Here is a 20,220-nt window from a genome sequence, read left to right on the forward strand (position 1 = left end):
GCCGTACCTCAGGGAACGCCGGCCGTACCTCAGGGAACGCCGGCCGTACCTCAGGGAACGCCGGCCGTACCTCAGGGAACGCCGGCCGTATCCCGAGGGCGCCGCACCGGTCAGGCCGAGTAGGCGCGGGACTGCAGGGTGTAGAGCTCGGCGTACAGACCGCCCAGGTCCATGAGGCGGGCGTGGGTGCCCTGCTCGGTGACCTTGCCGTGGTCCAGGACGTAGATCCGGTCGGCGTAGCGCACGCTGGCCAGCCGGTGGGTGATGAGCAGGACGGTCCGGCCGTCGGAGTGGCGCCGGACGCGTTCGAACAGGGCGTGCTCGGCCCGGGCGTCGAGGGCCGCGGTGGGCTCGTCGCAGATCAGCAGGGGAGCGTCGCGGTGGAAGCCGCGGGCGACCGCGATCCGCTGCCACTGGCCGCCCGACAGCTCCTGCCCGTCCTTGAAGCGGCGGTCCAGCAGGGTGTTGTAGCCGTAGGGCAGCTCGGCCACCACCTGGTCGGCCCCGGCGACCTCGGCCGCCGCAACCAGGGCCGGCTCGCCCTTGTCGGTGCCCATGTCGATGTTGTGCTTGGCGGTCAGCGGCCAGCGGGTGTGGTCCTGGGCGATGACCGCGATGTTGCGGCGGAGCAGGTCGGGGTCGACCCCGGCCAGATCGGTGTCGTCCCACCGGACACGGCCGCTGTCCGGCGCGTAGAGCCCGGACAGGATCTTGGCCAGGGTGGTCTTGCCCGAGCCGTTCTCGCCGACCAGGGCGATGACCTCGCCGCGGTCGATGTGGATCGTGACCCCCTTCAGCGCCGGGTCGTCGGCCCCCGGGTAGGTGAAGGTGACGTCGTCGACGCCGATCCGCTCGAACGACGCGGGGACCTGCGACGTGCGCTCGCCGGTCAGCCGGGTCTCGGCGTCGGAGCAGAAGTCGAGGAAGTCGGTGAAGTAGAGCCCCTCCTCGTAGAGGCGGTTGGTGGCGTACATCAGGTTCTGCAGGGAGCCCTTGCCCGACTGGATGGCCAGCACCGCGGTGCCCGCCACGGCCAGCGGCACCGCCCCGACGGCCAGCAGCAGGCCGAGCGCGACGTAGACCGCGGCCGTGCCCAGGCCGCTGAGCCCCTCGCCGACCAGCCTGGCCACCGTCTGCCGCCGCGCCAGCTTCAGCAGGATGGCCTGCTCGGCCCGGGAGACCGCGTCGTACATCCGCATCAGGAAGCCGCGCATGGTGAACGAGCGCACCTCGGCGGCCGGATCGCGGTCGGCGAGCAGCTCGGCGATGATCCACTTACGGCGGTGCGCGGGGATCAGGGCGTACATCGTGGTGTAGCGCATGCGCGCCGTCCGGACGGCGGCCCAGGCGTCGGGCAGGACGGCGAGCACCAGCAGGGGCAGGAGCACCGGGTGCAGGACGCCGAGCACGCCCGCGGCCGCCACGAGGCCGATGGCCGCCGTCAGCACGTCGACGGCCATCCTCACCACCGCGTCGGCCATGGACACGCCCCGGGTCCTGGCCCGCTGCAGCGCGTCGTGGAAGTCGGGGTCGTCGAAGGAGGCCAGCTCGACCCGGCTGGTCAGGCCGTACAGCCGCTCCTCGGCGATCCTGCCGACCTGCGGGTCGAGGCGGGACTGCGCCCAGCCAGCGCCCGCCTGCACCAGCGTGCGCAGGGTGGCGGCCACGCCCACCAGGATCAGGGACGGCAGGGCGGCCTTGACCCGCTCGGGGGTGGGGCCCGCCTCGAACAGGGCCGACAGGACCCCGGTCGTGGCCAGCAGCCCGAACGCGGTGAAGACGCCGCCGAGCGTGCTCAGGACGATCGTGGTGAGGGTGTCGCGGGGGCTGGCCCGCCAGGCCAGCCGTACGGCCTGGGCGATGAGCGCGGGCAGCCGCCGGGCGATGGTCAGGAAGCCGACGCCGGCCATCTTGTCGGCGTGGGCGTGCCAGTCGGAGAGGTTCAGCTCGCCGATCTGGGGATCGGGGTCGGCGGGGGAGGCCGGGGGGACGTCGGGGGAGGCGCCCGAGCCGGAGGAGGCCGGGGAGACTCCGGGGGAGGCCGGGGGAACTCCGGGGGAGGTGCCCGAAGGGGTGTCCGCCATACCAGCAGTGTGAGCGGCGCCACCGACAGTCCGCCACGGCTTATTACCCACCCGGCCGGACCGCCGGTGCGGCGGAGGCGGATGGGTTTCCTGCGCTTCGCGGGGTTTTCGGATGGTGTGGCGCAGACGTTATCTGCACACACCTTGACGCCGCTCGGTGCGAGGTGGGTTGATTGCCCTACTGACAACGTTGTCACCTTTCTCGGGGGAACGCGGCGCACTGCGCCGGAACGACGACCCAGGAGGGACTGAAGCTATGCGACGACGGTGGATGGCGGCCGTCGCGGTCACCGTGGCGGGCATGCTGACGCTGACCGCGTGCGGTGGCGGCGGGAACGACGGCGCCGCGCAGAGCCCGCAGGCGGACGCGGCCAAGAAGGTGGAGGTCTTCTCCTGGTGGACCGGGCCCGGTGAGGCCGACGGCCTGAAGGCCATGAAGGAGATCTTCGAGAAGCAGAACCCCGGCCTGACCTTCTTCGACGCGGCGGTGGCCGGCGGATCGGGTGACAAGGCGCGGGCCCTGCTGACCTCCAAGCTCCAGGCCGACACCCCGCCCGACACCTTCCAGGGGCACGCGGGCGCCGAGCTGCAGGGTTACATCAAGGCCGGTGACCTGGAGCCGGTCAACTTCCTCTACGACGAGCTGAAGCTGAAGGACGTCTTCCCGCAGCAGCTCGTCGACCAGATCAGCGTGGGCGGCCAGATCTACTCGGTGCCGGTGAACATCCACCGCTCCAACGTGATGTGGTTCAACCCCGGCGTGCTGAAGGACGCGGGCGTCACCGAGGTGCCCGGCACGATCGAGGAGTTCATCGCGGCGCTGGAGAAGGTCAAGCAGGCGGGCAAGGTCCCGCTCTCGATCGGCTCGGAGTGGACGGCCGTGCACCTGCTGGAGAGCGTGCTGCTCGGCTCGCTCGGCACCGAGGCCTACAACCAGCTGTGGACCGCGAACTCCGACTGGTCGGGCCCGGCGATGACCAAGGCGCTGAACGACTACAAGACGATCCTGTCCTACGCCGGAGACCCGCAGGACGACTGGCAGCCGGCCGCCAAGCAGGTGGCCGACGGCGAGGCCGCCTTCAACATCATGGGCGACTGGGCCTACGGCTACTTCCACAACCCGCCGGACGGCGGCCTGGGCAAGACGTCCAAGACCGACTTCGACTGGGCGCCCTCGCCCGGCACCGGCGGCACGTTCATGTGGCTGTCGGACAGCTTCACCCTGCCCAAGGGCGCGCCCAACCGCGACGGGGCCGTGGCCTGGCTGAAGGTGGCCGCGAGCAAGGAGGGCCAGGACGCCTTCAACCCGAAGAAGGGCTCGATCCCGGCCCGCAAGGACGCCGACACCTCGCTGTACACCGACTACCTGGCCGACGCCCTGAAGGACTGGGGCAGCAACAAGCTCGCCGGCTCCATCCAGCACGGCGTGACGGTCAACGACGCCTGGCGGACCGCGATCAACGAGGCGGTCGGCCTGTTCCAGCAGTCCAAGGACGTGGCGGCGCTGCAGACCGCGCTGGCCGACGCCGCGAAGAACTCCGGTCAGTGACCCGCGGCCGGCGCCCCTCGGCCGGGGGGCGCCGGCCTCCGGCGCCGGTGGAGTTCGGGCGCCCGCCGGGTGCGGGCCGTGACCGGGAAAGGGATGTCAGTTGACGCGTGTGCGCAGGTGGTTGCCCGGCCTGTTGCTGGTGTCGCCGTCGATCGTGGCCATCGCCGTCTTCGTGTACGGCATGCTCGGCTGGAACTTCCGGCTGGCGATGACCGACAAGCACGACGAGGTGTCCGAGGGCGGTTTCGTCGGGCTGGAGAACTTCATCGGGATCTGGGACCAGCAGCGCTGGTCCCTGTCGGTCAACCACGCGATCGTCTTCACCGTGGTGTTCGTGGGCGGGGCGCTCGCGCTGGGCTGGCTGCTGGCCTTCCTGATGGAGAAGGGGCTGCGGGGCGAGGGGACCTTCCGGGCGATCTATCTGTTCCCGATGGCGATCTCGTTCGTGGCGACCGGGGTCGTCTGGCGCTGGCTGATGAACTCCGGCACCGGGGAGCGGGCGGTCGGGCTCAACCGGCTCTTCGACAACCTCGGGCTGGAGTTCCTGCAGTGGCAGTGGTTCCGTGATCCGGACTGGGGGATGGCGGCGATGGCCATCCCTGCAATTTGGCAAATGTCCGGATATGTCATGGCGTTGTTCCTGGCCGGGTTCCGGGGCGTGCCGGAGGAACTGCGGGAGGCCGCCCGGGTGGACGGCTGCACCGAGTGGGACGTCTACCGGCGCATCGTGCTGCCGCTGCTGCGCCCGGTCACCCTGTCGGCGCTCATCATCCTCGGCCACATCTCGCTCAAGGCCTTCGACCTGATCGTCGCGGTCTCCGGCAAGCAGATCATCACCGACGTGCCCGCGGTGTTCATGTGGGTGGCGGTCTTCGACGCCCACGACCCGGCCAAGGGCGCCACCATCGCGGCCTACATCGTGATCGCGGTGAGCATCTTCGTCGTCCCCTATCTCGTCTGGTCGCTGCGGAAGGAGAGGCGGTCATGACGGCCACCGCCGTACGGACCCGGGGAGCCCACGAGCGGGCGGCCCGGCGGGTGCAGTGGGTGCGCGGGGTCCGGCTGGCCGTGCTGCTCGCCTTCGTGCTGATCTTCCTGGCCCCGGTCTACGTGCTGCTGGTCACCAGCTTCAAGCCGCTGACCGAGGCCGACCCGTCCCGGGCCTGGGCCCTGCCGGAGACGTGGACGTTCGAGCCGTGGCGGGTGGCCTGGGAGAAGCTCGCGCCGGGCATCTGGAACAGCGTGCTGCTGACCGTGCCCGGCGCGCTGATCTCGGCGGCGCTCGGCTCGATGAACGGCTACGTGCTGTCGAAGTGGCGCTTCCCGGGTGCGGACATCGTCTTCACGCTGTTCCTGTTCGGGATGTTCATCCCCTACCAGGGCGTCATGATCCCGCTCGTCCAGCTCCTGGTGAACCTCAACGAGCTCACCGGGCTGAACGGGGTCTTCTACGGCGGCATCCCCGGCCTGGTGCTCGCGCACGTGGTCTACGGCATCCCGATCTGCACGCTGATCTTCCGCAACTACTACGTCACCATCCCCGACGAGGTCATCGAGGCCGCCCGGGTCGACGGCGCCACGATGCTGCGGACCTATCGTTCGGTCGTGCTGCCGCTGTCCGGCCCGGCCTTCGCGGTCGTGATCATCTGGCAGTTCACCTCACTGTGGAACGACTTCCTGTTCGCCGTCTTCCTCACCGGCCCGCAGAGCTGGCCCACCACGGTCATGCTCAACAACATCGCCGGAGCCCAGACCGTCCCCTACAGCCAGCAGATGGCCGCCGCCCTGCTCGCCTCCGTCCCCACCATGATCGTCTACGTCATCCTCGGCCGCTTCTTCATGCGCGGCCTGATGGCCGGCTCCCTGAAGGGCTGAGCCGGGGCGGAGGCTCCGAGTGTGCCGCCGGGGATGAAAAAGGCTTCGATGCATTCCAGACGGAAAAAGGCCCGCCGATCGGATGTCGGCGGGCCTTTTTTGCGGGGCTCAGCCCTTCTTGTGGCAGTGCCACTTGTAGTAGTAGTGCCAGTGGCCCTTCTTGTGGTAATGGCCCTTCCACCAGTGGCCGGGCTTGTACCACTTCTTGTACCAGTGCTTGTGCCAGTAGTAGCCGTGTGGGCAGCCGGCGGTCTCGCTGACCGTGACGGCGCCGGTGGTGGTGGCGGTGCTCGCCTGGGCGGGGGCACTGGCGGCGAGACCGGCGAGGACCAGGGAAGCGGCGAGGGCGATGCTCGCGAGGAGCTTGCGCATGATCTCTTCCTTCCGTGAGATGGATTCTCACCATAGGAAGCCGGTTAATTCCGCTCTATGCACTAATACGCACCCGGCGCGCTGATTCGTGCCGAATATCGCGCCGATCAACAGAGTTTATCCCCGTGGCCCCACGACGCACAGCGGCCACGGAAGAACGGAATTCACGGGCCGCCGGGGTCGGCGGCGGCCAGGGCGTCGCCCAGGGCGGTGCGGTGGTACAGCACGCTCCGGCCGGTGCGGGCGCCCGCCACCAGGCCCGCCCCGCGCAGCGCCGCCAGATGGCCGCCCACGGTGCCCAGGCTCAGGCCGAGCAGGACGGTGAGCCGGGTGGTGGTGGCCGGGACGGTCAGTTCGAGCAGGACGCGGGCGCGGGTCCGGCCGATCACTTCGGACAGGCCGTCCGCGGGCTCGTGCGGGATCGCGGTGCCGCGCGCCGGATAGATGAGCGCGTACGGCCAGGCGTGCTCGAAGTAGGAGCCGACCCCGGTGGGGAACACCGTGGGCACGAACAGCACGCCCCGGCCGTCGAGGCGGTACGTCTCGTCGGTGACGGACCGGACCTCGATGACGCCGTCGGGGTGCCAGCGCACCTTGGGCGCGAGATCGTCCAGGGCCGCGGCCCAGCCGTACGCCGCCAGCCGCCCGGCCCGCTGGATGACGTCCCGCTCCAGGATCGCGTGGAAGCGCGGCCAGGCCGGGGCGACGATCTCCTCCCAGGCCCGCTGGAGGCCGTCGGCGACCAGGGTCACGACGTCCGGGGAGAGCAGGGTCTCCAGGACGGCGGCCGGCGGCCGGGCCATCCCCTCCAGGTTCCGGGCGATCTCGTCGTGCGCCTGCGCGACCGGCGTGGCCCGCACGACCGCGAGCTCCTCCTCGATCGGCGGGTTCACCCCGGTCGGCGGCGGCGCGGGGAAGTCGGCGTTGTAGCGGTGGTCCCGGAACAGCGCCGTCATCGCCCGCAGCCCCGGCTCGGCGGCCAGCAGCCGCTCGTACGGCTCCCGCACGCCGTCGGCCCAGGCCCGCCACGGCCCGGCCCCCTTCTTGCCGGACAGGACCCAGAGCGCGGTCTTGGTCATGATGAGCTTGGAGACGGCGAACCTGCTCGCCATGATGTCCTGCGAACTGACCTCGATCCGGTAGGTCACCGGCCTCCTTCCGCGGCCCCGGCCTCATGGGAGCGATGTTTCGGAGATATCCGAAAGCTTAGGCCGGTGTCCCGGGCCGTCCCAGCATCGTGCCCATGGCCTCCACGGAAAAGAACCCGGAGAAGACCCCGGAGACGACCTCCGCGGCGGGGCGCGGGGCGACCTACGGCGAGCTCTTCGCGGTCGGCGAGTTCCGGGTCCTGTTCGGCAGCTTCGCGCTCCTGGTCGCCGGCGACCAGGTGAAGATGCTCGCGCTGGCGGCGCTGGTGCACGAGCGGACCGGATCGCCCGGCCTGTCGGCGGCGGCGTACATGCTGGGCTTCCTGCCGTACATCGTGGGCGGCACCTTCCTGCTCTCGCTGGCCGACCGGATCCGTCCCCGGACGTTGATGATCACCGGAGAACTGCTCCGGGCGGCGACCTGCCTGCTGCTGGCCGTTCCCGATTTCCCGGTCTGGGCGATGCTCGCGCTGGTGCTCGGCACCGGCCTGTTCTCGCCCGTCTTCGGGGCGGCCCGCACCGCGCTGCTGCCCGAGCTGCTGCCGGGCGACGCGTTCGTGCTGGGCCGGTCGGTGCTGACCCTCACCGCCGCCGGGGCGCAGGTCGGCGGGCTCGCGCTGGGCGGCGGCGTGCTCGCCGCCGCCGGTCCCGGCGGGGCACTGGTGATCACGGCGGGGTTGTCGGCCGGTGCCGCGCTGGTCCTGCGGCTCGGGCTCGGCGACATCCCCGCCCGGGGGAGGGGCGCGGGCGGGGCCGTACGGGAGACCCTGCGCGCCAACCGGGACCTGCTGGCGGACGCGCGGGTGCGCGGGCTGCTGCTGGCCCAGTGGCTGCCGGTGTCGTTCGTGACGGGGGCGGAGGCCGTGTTCATCCCGTACCTGGGCGCTGCGGCGGGGATCGCGCTCGCCGCCGCCTCGCTCGGCCTGGCCCTGGGCAACGTCGCGGTCGGCCGCCTGGTGTCCCCGCGGGGGCGGGAGCGGCTGGCCCTGCCCCTGGCGGTGGCGGCGGGCGTGCCGCTGCTCGGGTTCGTCCTCCGGCCGGGGCTCGCGGGCACGGTGGCCATCGCCGTACTCGCCGCGGCGGCCGGCGGCTCCTACAGCCTCGGGTTGCAGCGGCGGTTCGTGGACGTGACGCCCGAACCGGTCAGGGGACAGGCGTTCGGGCTGGTGTCTGCGGGAATGATGACCGGCCAGGCGGCGGGCGCCGCGCTGGCCGGTCTGGCCGCCGAGCTGACGGCACCGCATTCGGCGATGGCCCTGGCCGGGGTCGCGGTGATCCTCGGCTCCCTCGCCCTGCGCCGCTCGCTGCGGTGGGACCCGGCCGAACGCGACGGGACCCGGGTTGCGTGATCAGAGCAGTTCGGCCAGGACCTCGTCCACCGGTGTGGCCGTGAGGCCGAGGAGCTTCTCGGTGTCGGTGAAGTCGGAGACGTACGGCAGGCCGGGAGTCTCCAGCACCTCGCCGAGTTCCGCCCAGAACGGGTCGGTCAGCGCCAGCAGCGCCAGATCCCGCTCGGTCAGCTGCTCCAGCCGGGGCACGGGCGCGCCGGCCAGTACGGCCAGCCGGGCGGCCAGCTCGCGCGCCGACGGCGTGACGGCCGGCACGTGCCAGGCGCGCCCCCAGGAGCGGTCGTCGCGGCTCGCGGCGACCAGCGTGCGGGCGGTGTCGCCGATGGAGGAGTAGCTGTGCGGCAGGTCCGGCTCCTGGGGGACCAGCGCGAGCGCGCCGGCCAGCACCCGGGGCTGGACCATGAGGCTGAAGACCGACACCGCGCCGGCGCCGTAGAACTGCGCGGCCCGCACCTCGGTGACCCGGACGCCGGAGGCGGCGGCCTCCTGCCACAGACGGGCCCGCAGCGAGCCCTTGGGCCCGGTGGCCCGCAGCGGCAGCTCCGGACGGACCGGGCCGTCGACGAGGCCGTAGCCGTACAGGTTGCCCAGCATGACGTAGGGCACGCCGGTGCGCGCCGCGGCGGTCAGCATCCCGTCCGCCAGCGCCGGGAACTCCTGCGGCCAGCGGTGGTACGGCGGCGCGGCGCAGCCGAACAGCGTGGCCGCCCCCTCCAGCGGCCCGGTGAGCCGGTCGGCGTCGCCGGCGTCCGCGCTCACCTTCTCGACCAGCGGGTGGTCGGGCCCGGCACCGCTGCGGCTGAGGATCTTGACGCGCTCGCCCTCGGCGGCGAGCAGCAGGGCGGTGCGGGCCGCGGCGGCACCGGCACCGATGATCACGTGAAAGGTCATGGCCCCACGGTGCCCGAGGCCTCTAGGCTGGCGGCAGTGGCCCGAATGACAGCTATCCGGAAGATCTGGCCAATGCATCGCATCGCCCTCGTCGTCGTGACTCCCGTCATGAGCTTCGACGTCTCCATCCCGTACATGGTGTTCGGCGGCGTCGAGGTCGACGGCGCCCCGCTCTACGACCTCCGGGCGTGTACGGCCGAGCCGGGCATCGTGCCCACGGCCGGCGGCCCCGACCTGTTCATCCCGCACGGCCTGGGGGCGGCGCGCGGGGCCGAGACCGTGATCGCGGTCGGCAGCGGCGGCGAGCCCGCCCACCCGGACGCGTTGGAGACGCTGCGGGAGGCGGCCGCGGCCGGGGCGCGTATCGCCTCGCTGTGCACCGGCGCCTTCGTCCTGGCGCAGGCGGGCCTGCTGGACGGCCGCCCGGCGACCACCCACTGGGCTCTGGCCGCCACGCTGGCCGCCCGCCATCCCGCGGTCGAGGTGCGGCCCGACGTGCTCTACGTCGACGACGGTCAGGTGCTGACCTCGGCGGGCGCGGCCGCCGCCATCGACCTGTGCCTGCACCTGGTGCGGCTCGACTGCGGGGCGGCCACCGCCAACGCCGTGGCCAGGGCCGCGGTCGTCTCCCCGGTGCGGCCGGGCGGCCAGGCCCAGTACATCGAGACCCCGATGCCGCCCGAGCGGGGCACCTCCCTGACGGAGACCAGGGCGTGGGCGCTGGCCCGGTTGGACCGTCCGCTGGCCCTGAAGGACCTGGCGGCGCACGCCGGCACCAGCGTGCGCACCCTGACCCGCCGTTTCCGCGAGGAGACCGGGCTCAGCCCCCTGCAGTGGCTGCTGCACCGGCGCGTCGACCGGGCGCGGGAGCTGCTGGAGAGCACCGAGCTGGCGATGGACGAGATCGCCTGGCGCAGTGGGCTGGGCGGCGCCGACTCCCTGCGCAAGCACCTGGTCGGCCGGGTGGGGCTCACGCCCCGCGCCTACCGCGCGAGCTTCCACCGGCCGGAGCGCTGAGGCGGGGCGCCGGGGCGGTGTCCCGCCGGACGCAGGGTCCCGCCGGACGCAGGATTCACCGGATGCGCCGTCCTCGGGACTCTCCGGCGGTTCCCGGATCTCGGGGCTCTCCGGGGATTCCCGGGCCTGGGGACGGGGCGCTGGTCAGGGTGGGGGGATCTCCCCGGAGCCGCGGGGGATCAGCCGGGTGGGCAGCTGGATCCGCTCCGCGGGGCCCGGCTCGCCGGACAGGCGGCGGAAGAGCATCTCGGCGGCGGTACGGCCGAGCCCGTCCGGGGACTGGGCCACCACGGTCACGCCGGGCCTCAGCACGTCGGCCAGCTCGAAGTCGTCGAAGCCCACCAGGGCGGGGCGGTGGCCGGTGCGCAGGGCGGCCACGGTGATCCGGCCGTTGCCGGTGAAGACCGCTGTGGGCGGGTCGGGGGCGGCGAGCATCGCGCACAGCGCGGCCCCGGCCCGATCGGCGGGGCCCATCGCGATCAGGGACCCGTCGGCGGGCAGGCCCGCCTCGGCCAGGGCCCGGCGGTAGCCCCGCAGGCGCTCGCTCGCGGTGAAGATGGAGGCGCTGTCGCCGAGGAAGGCGATCCGGCGGTGGCCGTGCCGGATCAGGTGGCCGACCCCGGCGTGCGCGCCGCCGGCGTTGTCGCAGATGACGGTGTCGGCCTCCAGCCCGCCCGGCCGGTCGGCGAAGACGGCGGCGATGCCCGCGTCGAGCTCGGGCAGCAGATAGTCGTGGTCGGTCCCGGCGGGGACGATGATCAGTCCGTCCACCCGGCGCGCGCAGAAGGTGAGCACGAGCTCGCGCTCGCGCACGGGGTCCTCACCGGAGGAGCCGCTGAGCACCAGCGAGCCGTGCCGGAGCGCCACGTCCTCCACCGCGCGGCTCATCCCCGAGTAGAACGGGTCGGCCACGTCCTCGATCACCAGCCCGATGGTGGCCGTCCGGCCGCGGCGCAGCACCCGGGCGCTCTCGTTGCGCCGGTAGCCGAGCTGCGCGATGGCGGCCACCACCCGTTCGGCCGTGGCCGGATTGACTCCGGGTTCGTCGTTGACGACCCGCGAGACGGTCTTGAGCGCCACCCCGGCCGCGGCGGCGACGTCCTTCATCGTGGGACGCCCCCGCATACTGTCTGCCACCGTCCGATCATCACCCAGGCCGGGCCGGTGGACAACGTTGTCATCCGGTCCCGTCCCGAGGGAGCGCTCTCCGGATCCGGCGCCCGCCGTACGGGAACGCTCAGCGGGACAGCGCGGTGCCCCTGGCGCCCGTGGCGTGCAGGTCGGCCTCCACCCGGGCGGCCGTCGCCAGCAGGTGCGGCAGCAGGTCGCGCCGGGCGGACTCGGCGGTGGTCCGGCTGGCGTGGGAGGAGACGTTCATGGCCGCGGCCACCCGGCCCGAGCGCTCCCTGAGCGGTACGGCGATCGAGCGAAGCCCCTCCTCCAGCTCCTGGTCGACCATCGACCATCCCTGGGAGCGGACCTTGGCCAGCTCGGCGCGGAGCGCGGCCGGCTCGGTGACGGTCTTGGAGGTGAAGGCGCGCAGCTCGGCACGCTCCAGGTAGGCGTCGAGCTCCTCCGGGGGCAGCCAGGCCAGCAGCACCCGCCCCATCGAGGTGCAGTGGGCGGGGAAGCGGGTGCCGATGTTGATCGTCACCCGCATGATCCTGGTGGTCGCCACCCGGGAGACGTAGACGACGTCCTCGCCGTCGAGCACCGCCACCGAGGCCGACTCGTGCACCTCGGCGACGAGCCGTTCGAGGTGCGGCTCGGCGACCTCGGGCAGGGAGAGGCTGGACAGGTAGGCGTAGCCGAGCTCCAGGACGCGCGGGGACAGGGCGAACAGCCGCCCGTCGGTGCGCACGTAGCCGAGGTCCACGAGCGTCAGCAGGAACCTGCGGGCCGCCGCGCGGGTCAGGCCGGTGGCGCGGGCGACCTCGCTGAGCGTCAGCTCGGGCGCGGCCGCGCTGAACGCCCGGATCACCGCGAGCCCCCTGGCCAGCGACTGCACGTGATCCGAGCTGCGGTCAACGGACTCGACCATCTGCGCCCTCCTGTCGTTCCGATCGAACCTTAACGCCGCCACCGGTCCCACCCGGGGCCCGCCTTCTCAGGCTCCGGCGCGCCGGTGGCCGTGGCCGTGGTCCCAGCCGCGTGCCCGTGCGAGGGCCCGGTCGACGAAGACCCCGGCGGAGCCGAGGTGGGCCGCTGGGTCGAGTGCGGAGTCCAGTTCCCCGGGGGACAGGCCGGTGCCGGGATCGGCGAGGAGGGCGTCGCGCAGGGAGAGGTCCTCCTCGACGGCCCGGGCGCAGGCGGCGTCCACCCGTTCGCGGGCGGCGGGGGAGCCGCCGAGTGCGGCGACGACCCGCTCGGCCATCAGCAGCCCCCGGGTGGCGTCCAGGTTCGCGCGCATCCGGGCGGCGTCGACCGTCAGCCCCTCCAGCACCTCGCGGAGCCAGGAGGCGGCGGAGCCGGTCAGGCGCAGCAGCTCGCCCAGCGTCTCCCACTCGGCCTGCCACGGTCCCGCCGCGCGCTCGTGCTCCTGGGCCATCCCGGCGAGCACCGACCCCACCAGGCCGGGCACCCGCTGGACGCAGGCGAGTGCGGACATCGCGCCCACCGGGTTGCGTTTGTGCGGCATGGCGCTGGAGCCGCCCCTGCCGGGTGCCGTCGGCTCGGCCACCTCGGCGACCTCGGTCTGGGCCAGGAGCTTCACATCGGTGGCGATCTTGCCGAGCGTCCCGGCGGCCATGCCGAGGGCGCAGGCCAGCTCGGCGACCGGTCCCCTGTCGGTGTGCCACGGCAGCAGGGGCTCGGCCAGGCCCAGCTCGGCCGCCAGGCGCGGCGGCACCTCGTGGCCGCGCTCGCCCAGGACGGCCAGCGTCCCGGCGGCCCCGCCGTACTGGACGGGAAGGCTCAGCCCGTCCAGGCGGGCCCGCGCCCGGTCCAGCGCGCTCAGCCAGCCGGCCGCCTTCAACCCGAAGGTGATCGGTACGGCGTGCTGCAGGACGGTACGCCCTGCCATGGGGGTGTCGCGGTGCCCGGCGGCGAGCCCGGCGCACGCCTCGGCCGAGGCCTCCAGATCGGCCAGGATCGGTACGAGGGCGCGGCAGGCGACCAGCATCGCGGCCGTGTCGTTGACGTCCTGGCTGGTCGCGCCGTAGTGCACGAACCGCCGCACGCCGGGCTCCACCTGCTCGCGCAGGGCGGCGACCAGCGGGATCGCCGGGTTGCCCGCCGGACCGGCCCGGCGGCCCAGCCCGGCCACGTCGAAGAGGCCGGGGTCGCAGGCCTTGCCGATCGCCTCCGCCGCCTCCGCGGGGATCAGGCCGAGCCCGGCCTGCGCGGCGGCCAGCCCGGCCTCGACGTCCAGCATCGCCGCCAGCCATCCGGAGTCCGACGCCTCCGCGGCCGCCCCACCCCGGGAGAACGTCCCCGAGAACAGCCCGTCCGATTGCGACGAGGTCATGGTCACCTCCGGCGCGATGCGCGTCGTCGTCGTTGCCTGAGTGGTCGCCTGAGTGGTCGCCTGAGTCGTTCTCAGGAGGGGATTCCCTCCAGAACCACGGCCAGACCCTGACCGACGCCGATGCAGATGGCGGCCAGGCCGTACCCGCCGCCCCGCCGGTGGAGGGTGTGCGCGAGCGTGCCCAGGATGCGCGCGCCGGAGGAACCGAGGGGGTGGCCCAGGGCGATGGCCCCGCCGTGCACGTTGACGATCTCCGGGTCGAGGTCGGGCCACTCGGCCAGGCAGGCCAGGGACTGGGCGGCGAAGGCCTCGTTGAGCTCGACCGCGCTCAGGTCGGACCACGACAGCCCCGCGCGCTTGAGCGCCGTGCGGGCGGCCTCGACCGGGCCGATCCCGAACAGGTGCGGCTCCACGCCGGTGACCGCCCGCGAGACGATCCGGGCCAATGGCGCCCGCCCCGCCCGGGCGGCTCCCGCCCCGTCGCCCAGCAGCAGGGCGGCGGCCCCGTCGTTCAGCGGTGAGGCGTTGCCCGCGGTGACCGTGCCGCCGGGGCGGAAGGCCGGCTTGAGCCGGGCCAGGGACTCCGGGGTCGTGTCGGCCCTGACGGACTCGTCGCGCTCCACGGTCACGGTCCCGGACCGCCCGGCCGGGGCCTCCAGCGGGACCACCTCACCGGCGAAGACCCCGGCCTCCCAGGCGGCCGCCGCGCGGTGGTGGCTGCGCAGGGCGAAGGCGTCCTGGGCCTCGCGAGTGATCTTGTAGCGGTCGGCGAGGATCTCCGCGCCCTCGCCCAGCGCCACCGTCCACTCGGCCGGCATCGCGGGGTTGACCATGCGCCAGCCGAGGGCGGTGTCGTACAGGGTCTGCGGCCCGCGCTCGAACCCGCGCGACGGCTTGGGCATGACCCACGGGGCCCGGCTCATCGACTCCGAGCCGCCGGCGATCACCAGTGAGGCGTCGCCCACGGCCACCGCCCGGCTCGCCGCGATCGCGGCCTCCAGGCCCGAGCCGCACAGCCGGTTGACGGTGGTGCCGGGGACGGTGACCGGGAGCCCGGCGAGCAGGACCGCCATCCGGGCGACGTCGCGGTTGTCCTCGCCGGCGCCGTTGGCCGCGCCGAAGAACACGTCGTCGACGGCGGCGGGGTCGAGATCGGGCGAGCGCCGCGGCAGGGCGCGCACCACGTGCGCGGCGAGGTCGTCGGGGCGCACCTCCGACAGCGCGCCGCCGTACCGCCCGATGGGCGTGCGGACCGCGTCGAGGATGAAGACGTCGTTCATGATCGGTGGCCTCCGGTCAGGGCCCGCAGGGCGGCGAGCTCGTGGTCGGCGGGGGGCTCGGTCTCGCGCAGGCCGGGGGCGGCGGCGAGCTCCCAGCCGGTGGCGGCGCGGGCCCGCTCCAGGGTGACGCCCGGGTGCAGGTGGGTGAGGACCAGCTCGCAGGTGACGGGGTCGGGTTCGAGGATGCCCAGGTCGGTGATGACCGTACGGGGACCGCGGCCGCGCAGGCCCAGGCGTTCCCGGTCGCCGGGACCCGAGCCGAAGCCGACCGAGGTGACGAAGTCCACGCGGTCGACGAACGCCCGGGGGCTCTGCCGTACGATCACCGTCACCTCGCCGCAGGAGGCGGCGATCTCCGGCGCCCCGCCTGCGCCGGGCAGGCGGACCTTGGGATCGTCGTAGGGGCCGATCACGGTCGTGTTGATGTTGGCGTACCTGTCGATCTGGGCCGCGCCGAGGAAGCCGACGTCGATGCGGCCGGGCTGGAGCCAGTAGTTGAAGATCTCCGGCACGCTCACGACGGAGTCGGCGGTCTCGGCCAGCACCCCGTCCCCGATGGACAGGGGAGGCAGGTCGGGCTTGGCGCCGATGGTCCCGGACTCGTAGATCAGCACCAGGTCCGGGGCGTGGGTGCGGCGGGCGAGGTTGGCGGCGAGGCTGGGCAGGCCGATGCCGACGAAGCACGAGCCGCCGCGCAGCCGCCGGGCGGCGGCCACGGTCATCATCTCGTCGGCCGTGTAGGACTGCGGGGAAGGGGCGGACATGAGGAGCTCTCCCGAGGTGGACGTGGACTGGCCTCCCGAGGCGGTCACGGACGGGCCGCCTCTCCGGTGAGGACGTGCTCGTCCATCCAGGCCAGGAAGCTCTCGCGGTCGCGGGCGATCGCGTCCCAGGCCTGGTAGAAGTCGTTGTCGCGGACGGAGTATCCCGCGCTGTAGGAGGGGTGGGAACCGCCCGGCGCCTCGGACACGTGGGTGATCACCCAGCCGGGCAGCGTGACCGCCCCGGGGTGGGGCTCCAGCTCATCGACGACCTCCTCCACGGTGACCAGGGAGCGCCGGGCCGCGAGCACGGCCTCCTTCTGGACCCCGGTGATGCCCCACAGCTGCACGTTGCCGTGCCGGTCGGCGCGCTGGGCGTGGACGATCGCGACGTCGGGGTTGATCGCCGGGACGGCGGTGAGCTCCTCGCCGGTGAACGGGCAGGTGATCGGCTTGACGGTGGCGGTGTGCGCGGGCAGGTCGGTGCCGCGGTAGCCGCGCAGCACGGCGAACGGCAGTCCCGAGGCGCCGGCGGCGTAGGCGTTGGCGATGCCGGCGTGGCTGTGCTCCTCGACCTCCAGCGGGGCGGGCCAGTGGTTCTGCACCGCGTCGCGGAAGCGGTGCAGCGAGCCGACGCCCGGGTTGCCGCCCCAGGAGAAGACCAGCCGGCGGGCGCAGCCCATCCCGACGAGCTGGTCGTAGATCAGGTCGGGGGTCATCCGGATCAGCGTCAGATCGCGGCGTCCCTGGCGGATGATCTCGTGCCCGGCCGCGTAGGGGATCAGGTGGGTGAAACCCTCCAGCGCGACGCTGTCACCGTCGTGGACGAGATTCGCCACCGCCTCGGCGAGTGGGATCACCGTGGCCATCATGCCCCCTTCAGGAGTGTTCGGTATGCGAACCGAAGTTCTTCTAACGAACATACTGACCTGATGTCCGGATCGTCAATTCTCCGGCTGCTGATCCTTGACTAACCGTGACGGGCGGCGTAGCTTCCGCGATATCGCCCGTTCGTTGAGAGAATCGTCGTTCGTATAGCGAACGCATCCCCCCAACCTCTCCCTCGGGAGGTCAGATGCGCCGTCCGTTCACCGTCCTGGCCGTCGCGCTGCTGCTGGCCGCGCAGGCGGCGTGCGGATCGCAGGAGGAGCCCGCGGCGGGCGGGAAGGACAAGGTCAACGCGGGCGTCATCGCCATCGTCGACACGGCCCCGATCCACCTCGGCAAGGCCAAGGGCTTCTTCGACAAGCAGAACATCGACCTGACCATCACCCCCGTGCAGGGCGGCGCCGCCAGCATCTCCGGAGCGGTCGGCGGCCAGTTCCAGTTCGCCTTCGCCAACACCACCTCCCTGCTCACCGCGACCGAGCAGGGGCTCGACGTCAAGGTCGTCACCAACGGGGTCGCCTCCACCGGCGTTCCGGGCAAGGACTTCAGCGCGGTCCTCGTCAAGCCCGACAGCCCCGTCAAGACCGCCAAGGACCTGGCCGGAAAGAAGATCTCGGTCAACCAGCTCAAGAACATCGGAGACACCACGATCCGCGCCGCGGTGCGCGACGCGGGCGGCGACCCCGACTCGATCGAGTTCGTGGAGCTGGCCTTCCCCGACGCGCCCGCCGCGCTGGAGAACGGGCGGGTCGACGCGATCTGGGTGGTCGAGCCCTTCGTCAGCCAGGCGCTCAGCCGGGGGGCCCGCCCGGTGACGTGGAACTTCGCCGAGCCCGTCGAGGACCTGACCGTCGCGATGTACTTCACCACCGGCAAGACCGATCCCGACCTGGTCAAACGGTTCACCGCGGCGATGAACGAGTCGCTGACCTACGCCCAGGAGCACCCGGAGGAGGCCCGCGAGGCCCTGAAGACCTACACCAAGATCGCTCCAGAGGTGATCGCCAAGATCTACCTGCCGAAGTGGGGGACGGAGATCAACCGTGAGTCGGTGCAGGAGATCGCGGACCTCGCGCAGGGCGACGGCGTGCTCAAGGGCCAGGTCGACGTGGACACGCTGATCCCGTGAGGCGCGGCACCGGATTCCGGGTGGCGTACGGCGCGGCGGGCCTGGGCGGGTTGCTGGTGGCGCTGGAGGCCGTCTCCCGGCTCGGGCCGGTGGACGAGAGGTTCCTGCCCCCGGCCTCGGAGATCCTGCGCGCGCTGGCGGCGGAACTGGCCACCGCCGACCTGTGGACCGCCCTCGGCGAGACCATGTGGGGCTGGGCTCTGGGGCTGGCCATCGCGTTCTGCGCCGCGGTGGCCACCGGGATGGTGATCGGCTCGGTGCCGGGCCTGCGCGCCGCGACGCACTCCACCGTCGAGTTCCTGCGCCCCATCCCGTCGGTCGCGCTGATCCCCCTGGCCACGCTGCTGTTCGGCGCCTCGCTCGGCTCCACGCTCCTGCTGGTGGTCTACGCGTCGTTCTGGCAGGTGCTCATCCAGGTCCTGTACGGCGTGGCGGACGTCGACGCCGTCGCCCACGACACCGCCCGGTCCTACGGGCTGTCGGCCTGGTCGAGGATCCGCCACCTGGTCTGGCCGACGGCGCTGCCGTACGTCATGACCGGCCTGCGCCTGGCCGCGGCCGTGGCCTTCATCCTCGCGATCACCGCCGAGCTGGTCGTCGGCAGCCCCGGCCTGGGCCTGTCCATCCAGGCGGCCCAGTCCGCGGGTGCGGTGACCACGATGTACGCGCTGGTGGTCCTGGCGGGGCTGGTCGGCGTCGCGGTGAACGCGGGGGTCCGCGCCCTGGAACGCCGGGTGCTGGCCTGGCACCCCTCGGTCCGGGGGGAGGCGCCCCGGTGACCGGGCCCGAGACCGTCCGCCGCAAGGACGTCCGGGCGACCCGGACGGGCCGGACGGCGCTGCGGGTGCTGACCGTCGCCGGGGTCCCGGCGCTCCTGGTGATCTCCTGGCAGCTCTACAGCACGGTCTCGGAGAACTTCTACGTCCCGGCTCCGGGGCGGGTGGCGCGGGCGTTCGCCGAGACCTGGTTCTCGGAGCGGCTCCTCGACGACGTGCTGCCGAGCCTGGCCAGGCTCCTGGCCGGGTACGCGCTCGCCGCCGCGGCCGGGGTCGGGCTCGGCGTGGCGATCGGGCTCTCGCCCCGGCTGCGGGCCGCGGCCGAGCCGGTGCTGGAGTTCTTCCGGGCGATCCCGCCCCCGGTGCTGGTTCCCCTGATCATGCTGCTCGCGGGGATCGGCGACGGGACGAAGGTGCTGGTCATCGCCTCCGGCTGCGTCTGGCCGATCCTGCTCAACACCGTCGAGGGCGTGCGGGCGCTGGACGAGGTCCTGTCCGACACCTGCCGGATGTACGGCGTGCGCGACCTGTCCCGGCTGCGCCACCTGGTCCTGCCCGGGGCCGGCCCGCAGATCATGGCGGGCCTGCGGCAGGCGCTGTCCATCGGGATCATCCTCATGGTGATCAGCGAGATGTTCGCCAGCAGCAGCGGGCTCGGTTTCACGATCGTGCTGTTCCAGCGCGGGTTCCAGATCCCCGAGATGTGGAGCGGGATCCTGCTGCTCGGCCTGCTGGGCTACGTGCTCGCACTGCTGTTGCGGCGGCTGGAGCGCCGGGTGCTGTCCTGGCACCACGGCCGGGGGGTCGGCCGTGCTTGAGGTCTCCGGGCTGCGGAAGGTCTACGAGGGCAGGCGCGTCGAGGCGCTGCGCGAGGTGACCTTCCAGGTGGACGCGGGTGAGCTCGTCTGCGTCATCGGGCCCTCGGGATGCGGCAAGACGACGCTGCTGCGGTGCGTCGCGGGCCTGATGCCCCCCACGGCCGGGTCGGTGAAGGTGGCTGGCGCCGCGGTGACCGGCCCGCCGCCGCGGATGGCGGTGGTCTTCCAGGAGTACGGCAGGAGCCTGTTCCCCTGGATGACCGTGCGGCAGAACGTCGAGCTGCCGCTGAAGGAGAAGAAGGTGCCCGCCGTACGGCGCAACGAGCTGGTGGCCGGGTCGCTGGCGGCCGTGGGGCTCGCCGACGTCGCCGACGCCCACCCGTGGCAGCTGTCCGGCGGCATGCAGCAGCGGGTCGCGATCGCCCGGGCCGTCGCCTACGAGCCGCAGGTGCTGCTGATGGACGAGCCGTTCGCGGCGGTGGACGCCCAGACCAGGGCGGACCTGGAGGACCTGATCCTCGTGCTGTGGCGGGACATGGGGGTGACCACGCTGTTCGTCACCCACGACATCGACGAGGCCGTCTATCTCGGGCAGCGGGTGATCGTGCTGTCCGGCTCGCCGACCGTGGTGATGGAGGATCTCAAGATCGACCTTCCGCCGGAACGCGACCAGCTCACCACCCGCTCCCTGTCCCGATTCGCCGACCTGCGCGGCCATCTCTACGCCCAGATCCAGCGCGCCCGGGGGGACCGATGACCTACCGCCCGGATCCGGCACGCGCGGGAGACCCGATGACCTACGCCCGGATCCGGCGCG

The 20,220-nt window shown here is 72.8% G+C and carries 19 protein-coding genes; 9 read left to right on the forward strand and 10 right to left on the reverse strand.

Going from position 1 to position 20,220, the window contains the following annotated elements; translation table 11 throughout:
• Nucleotides 1-110: 110 nt before the first annotated feature.
• Nucleotides 111-1,910 (reverse strand): ABC transporter ATP-binding protein, encoded by a 1,800-nt coding sequence (locus Pta02_RS13530; protein WP_373872374.1) that lies wholly within the window; start codon nucleotides 1,908-1,910, stop codon nucleotides 111-113.
• A gap of 430 nt (nucleotides 1,911-2,340) precedes the next feature.
• Here Pta02_RS13530 and Pta02_RS13535 point away from each other — a divergent pair, with 430 nt between their 5' ends.
• The 3 genes from Pta02_RS13535 to Pta02_RS13545 all read left to right on the forward strand — a co-directional run bounded on the left by Pta02_RS13535 (nucleotide 2,341) and on the right by Pta02_RS13545 (nucleotide 5,508).
• A complete protein-coding gene (locus tag Pta02_RS13535) occupies nucleotides 2,341-3,633 on the forward strand; it encodes an ABC transporter substrate-binding protein (protein ID WP_203875144.1) in 1,293 nt (430 codons plus the stop codon).
• A gap of 100 nt (nucleotides 3,634-3,733) precedes the next feature.
• The gene (locus Pta02_RS13540) at nucleotides 3,734-4,621 is read left to right on the forward strand and encodes a carbohydrate ABC transporter permease (RefSeq protein WP_203875145.1); all 888 of its coding nucleotides are present in this window, start codon (nucleotides 3,734-3,736) and stop codon (nucleotides 4,619-4,621) included.
• Complete coding sequence (locus tag Pta02_RS13545) at nucleotides 4,618-5,508, forward strand: carbohydrate ABC transporter permease (RefSeq protein ID WP_203875146.1); 891 nt, start codon at nucleotides 4,618-4,620, stop codon at nucleotides 5,506-5,508. Before Pta02_RS13540 ends, Pta02_RS13545 begins: the two co-directional genes overlap by 4 nt.
• Nucleotides 5,509-5,616: 108 nt before the next feature.
• Here Pta02_RS13545 and Pta02_RS13550 read toward each other — a convergent pair whose 3' ends face one another.
• Nucleotides 5,617-5,880 (reverse strand): hypothetical protein, encoded by a 264-nt coding sequence (locus Pta02_RS13550; protein WP_203875147.1) that lies wholly within the window; start codon nucleotides 5,878-5,880, stop codon nucleotides 5,617-5,619.
• A gap of 164 nt (nucleotides 5,881-6,044) precedes the next feature.
• Nucleotides 6,045-7,028, reverse strand: coding sequence for an ArsR/SmtB family transcription factor (locus Pta02_RS13555; RefSeq protein WP_203875148.1), 984 nt, complete (start codon nucleotides 7,026-7,028; stop codon nucleotides 6,045-6,047).
• A gap of 95 nt (nucleotides 7,029-7,123) precedes the next feature.
• On the opposite strand from Pta02_RS13555, the gene Pta02_RS13560 reads away from it, so the two are divergent.
• Nucleotides 7,124-8,377, forward strand: coding sequence for an MFS transporter (locus Pta02_RS13560; RefSeq protein ID WP_203875149.1), 1,254 nt, complete (start codon nucleotides 7,124-7,126; stop codon nucleotides 8,375-8,377).
• Here Pta02_RS13560 and Pta02_RS13565 read toward each other — a convergent pair whose 3' ends face one another.
• Nucleotides 8,378-9,268, reverse strand: a complete 891-nt coding sequence (locus Pta02_RS13565) for a Rossmann-fold NAD(P)-binding domain-containing protein (RefSeq protein WP_203875150.1) — start codon at nucleotides 9,266-9,268, stop codon at nucleotides 8,378-8,380.
• Nucleotides 9,269-9,340: 72 nt separating this feature from the next.
• Between Pta02_RS13565 and Pta02_RS13570 the strand changes: the two genes are divergently transcribed.
• Nucleotides 9,341-10,285, forward strand: a complete 945-nt coding sequence (locus Pta02_RS13570; protein WP_203875151.1) for a GlxA family transcriptional regulator — start codon at nucleotides 9,341-9,343, stop codon at nucleotides 10,283-10,285.
• Nucleotides 10,286-10,429: 144 nt separating this feature from the next.
• On the opposite strand, the gene Pta02_RS13575 is transcribed toward Pta02_RS13570, so the two are convergent.
• The 6 genes from Pta02_RS13575 to Pta02_RS13600 all read right to left on the reverse strand — a co-directional run bounded on the left by Pta02_RS13575 (nucleotide 10,430) and on the right by Pta02_RS13600 (nucleotide 16,661).
• A complete protein-coding gene (locus Pta02_RS13575) occupies nucleotides 10,430-11,422 on the reverse strand; it encodes a LacI family DNA-binding transcriptional regulator (protein WP_373872370.1) in 993 nt (330 codons plus the stop codon).
• A gap of 100 nt (nucleotides 11,423-11,522) precedes the next feature.
• On the reverse strand, nucleotides 11,523-12,326 hold the full coding sequence (locus Pta02_RS13580) for an IclR family transcriptional regulator (RefSeq protein WP_203875152.1): 804 nt from the start codon (nucleotides 12,324-12,326) through the stop codon (nucleotides 11,523-11,525).
• A gap of 66 nt (nucleotides 12,327-12,392) precedes the next feature.
• A complete protein-coding gene (gene pcaB / locus Pta02_RS13585) occupies nucleotides 12,393-13,751 on the reverse strand; it encodes a 3-carboxy-cis,cis-muconate cycloisomerase (protein WP_203875153.1) in 1,359 nt (452 codons plus the stop codon).
• A gap of 71 nt (nucleotides 13,752-13,822) precedes the next feature.
• The gene (locus Pta02_RS13590) at nucleotides 13,823-15,031 is read right to left on the reverse strand and encodes a thiolase family protein (protein WP_203875154.1); all 1,209 of its coding nucleotides are present in this window, start codon (nucleotides 15,029-15,031) and stop codon (nucleotides 13,823-13,825) included.
• Nucleotides 15,028-15,795 (reverse strand): CoA-transferase subunit beta, encoded by a 768-nt coding sequence (locus tag Pta02_RS13595; RefSeq protein WP_203875155.1) that lies wholly within the window; start codon nucleotides 15,793-15,795, stop codon nucleotides 15,028-15,030. The genes Pta02_RS13590 and Pta02_RS13595 overlap by 4 nt, the downstream gene beginning before the upstream one ends.
• 44 nt (nucleotides 15,796-15,839) lie before the next feature.
• Nucleotides 15,840-16,661, reverse strand: a complete 822-nt coding sequence (locus tag Pta02_RS13600; protein WP_203875156.1) for a CoA transferase subunit A — start codon at nucleotides 16,659-16,661, stop codon at nucleotides 15,840-15,842.
• 206 nt (nucleotides 16,662-16,867) lie between these two features.
• Here Pta02_RS13600 and Pta02_RS13605 point away from each other — a divergent pair, with 206 nt between their 5' ends.
• Genes Pta02_RS13605 through Pta02_RS13620 form a run of 4 tightly spaced genes read left to right on the forward strand, consistent with a single transcriptional unit; the run spans nucleotide 16,868 to nucleotide 20,160 of the window.
• Nucleotides 16,868-17,809: an ABC transporter substrate-binding protein gene (locus Pta02_RS13605; protein ID WP_203875157.1), complete on the forward strand. Its 942-nt coding sequence runs from the start codon at nucleotides 16,868-16,870 to the stop codon at nucleotides 17,807-17,809.
• Nucleotides 17,806-18,588, forward strand: coding sequence for an ABC transporter permease (locus Pta02_RS13610; protein WP_203875158.1), 783 nt, complete (start codon nucleotides 17,806-17,808; stop codon nucleotides 18,586-18,588). Before Pta02_RS13605 ends, Pta02_RS13610 begins: the two co-directional genes overlap by 4 nt.
• Nucleotides 18,585-19,403, forward strand: coding sequence for an ABC transporter permease (locus tag Pta02_RS13615; protein ID WP_373872371.1), 819 nt, complete (start codon nucleotides 18,585-18,587; stop codon nucleotides 19,401-19,403). Before Pta02_RS13610 ends, Pta02_RS13615 begins: the two co-directional genes overlap by 4 nt.
• Nucleotides 19,396-20,160, forward strand: coding sequence for an ABC transporter ATP-binding protein (locus Pta02_RS13620; RefSeq protein WP_203875159.1), 765 nt, complete (start codon nucleotides 19,396-19,398; stop codon nucleotides 20,158-20,160). The genes Pta02_RS13615 and Pta02_RS13620 overlap by 8 nt, the downstream gene beginning before the upstream one ends.
• Nucleotides 20,161-20,220 lie beyond the last annotated feature (60 nt).

Source organism: Paraplanobispora takensis, from assembly GCF_016863195.1.
GTDB classification, from domain to species: Bacteria; Actinomycetota; Actinomycetes; order Streptosporangiales; family Streptosporangiaceae; genus Planobispora; species Planobispora takensis.

Coding starts and splice junctions, on each gene's coding strand:
- Pta02_RS13590 (WP_203875154.1), bottom strand. CDS start 15,031: ATGAACGACGTCTTCATCCTCGACGCGGTCCGCACGCCCATCGGGCGG.
- Pta02_RS13605 (WP_203875157.1), top strand. CDS start 16,868: ATGCGCCGTCCGTTCACCGTCCTGGCCGTCGCGCTGCTGCTGGCCGCG.
- Pta02_RS13595 (WP_203875155.1), bottom strand. CDS start 15,795: ATGTCCGCCCCTTCCCCGCAGTCCTACACGGCCGACGAGATGATGACC.
- Pta02_RS13550 (WP_203875147.1), bottom strand. CDS start 5,880: ATGCGCAAGCTCCTCGCGAGCATCGCCCTCGCCGCTTCCCTGGTCCTC.
- pcaB (WP_203875153.1), bottom strand. CDS start 13,751: ATGACCTCGTCGCAATCGGACGGGCTGTTCTCGGGGACGTTCTCCCGG.
- Pta02_RS13565 (WP_203875150.1), bottom strand. CDS start 9,268: ATGACCTTTCACGTGATCATCGGTGCCGGTGCCGCCGCGGCCCGCACC.
- Pta02_RS13530 (WP_373872374.1), bottom strand. CDS start 1,910: ATGGCCGGCGTCGGCTTCCTGACCATCGCCCGGCGGCTGCCCGCGCTC.
- Pta02_RS13545 (WP_203875146.1), top strand. CDS start 4,618: ATGACGGCCACCGCCGTACGGACCCGGGGAGCCCACGAGCGGGCGGCC.
- Pta02_RS13600 (WP_203875156.1), bottom strand. CDS start 16,661: ATGGCCACGGTGATCCCACTCGCCGAGGCGGTGGCGAATCTCGTCCAC.
- Pta02_RS13535 (WP_203875144.1), top strand. CDS start 2,341: ATGCGACGACGGTGGATGGCGGCCGTCGCGGTCACCGTGGCGGGCATG.
- Pta02_RS13570 (WP_203875151.1), top strand. CDS start 9,341: ATGCATCGCATCGCCCTCGTCGTCGTGACTCCCGTCATGAGCTTCGAC.
- Pta02_RS13580 (WP_203875152.1), bottom strand. CDS start 12,326: ATGGTCGAGTCCGTTGACCGCAGCTCGGATCACGTGCAGTCGCTGGCC.
- Pta02_RS13560 (WP_203875149.1), top strand. CDS start 7,124: ATGGCCTCCACGGAAAAGAACCCGGAGAAGACCCCGGAGACGACCTCC.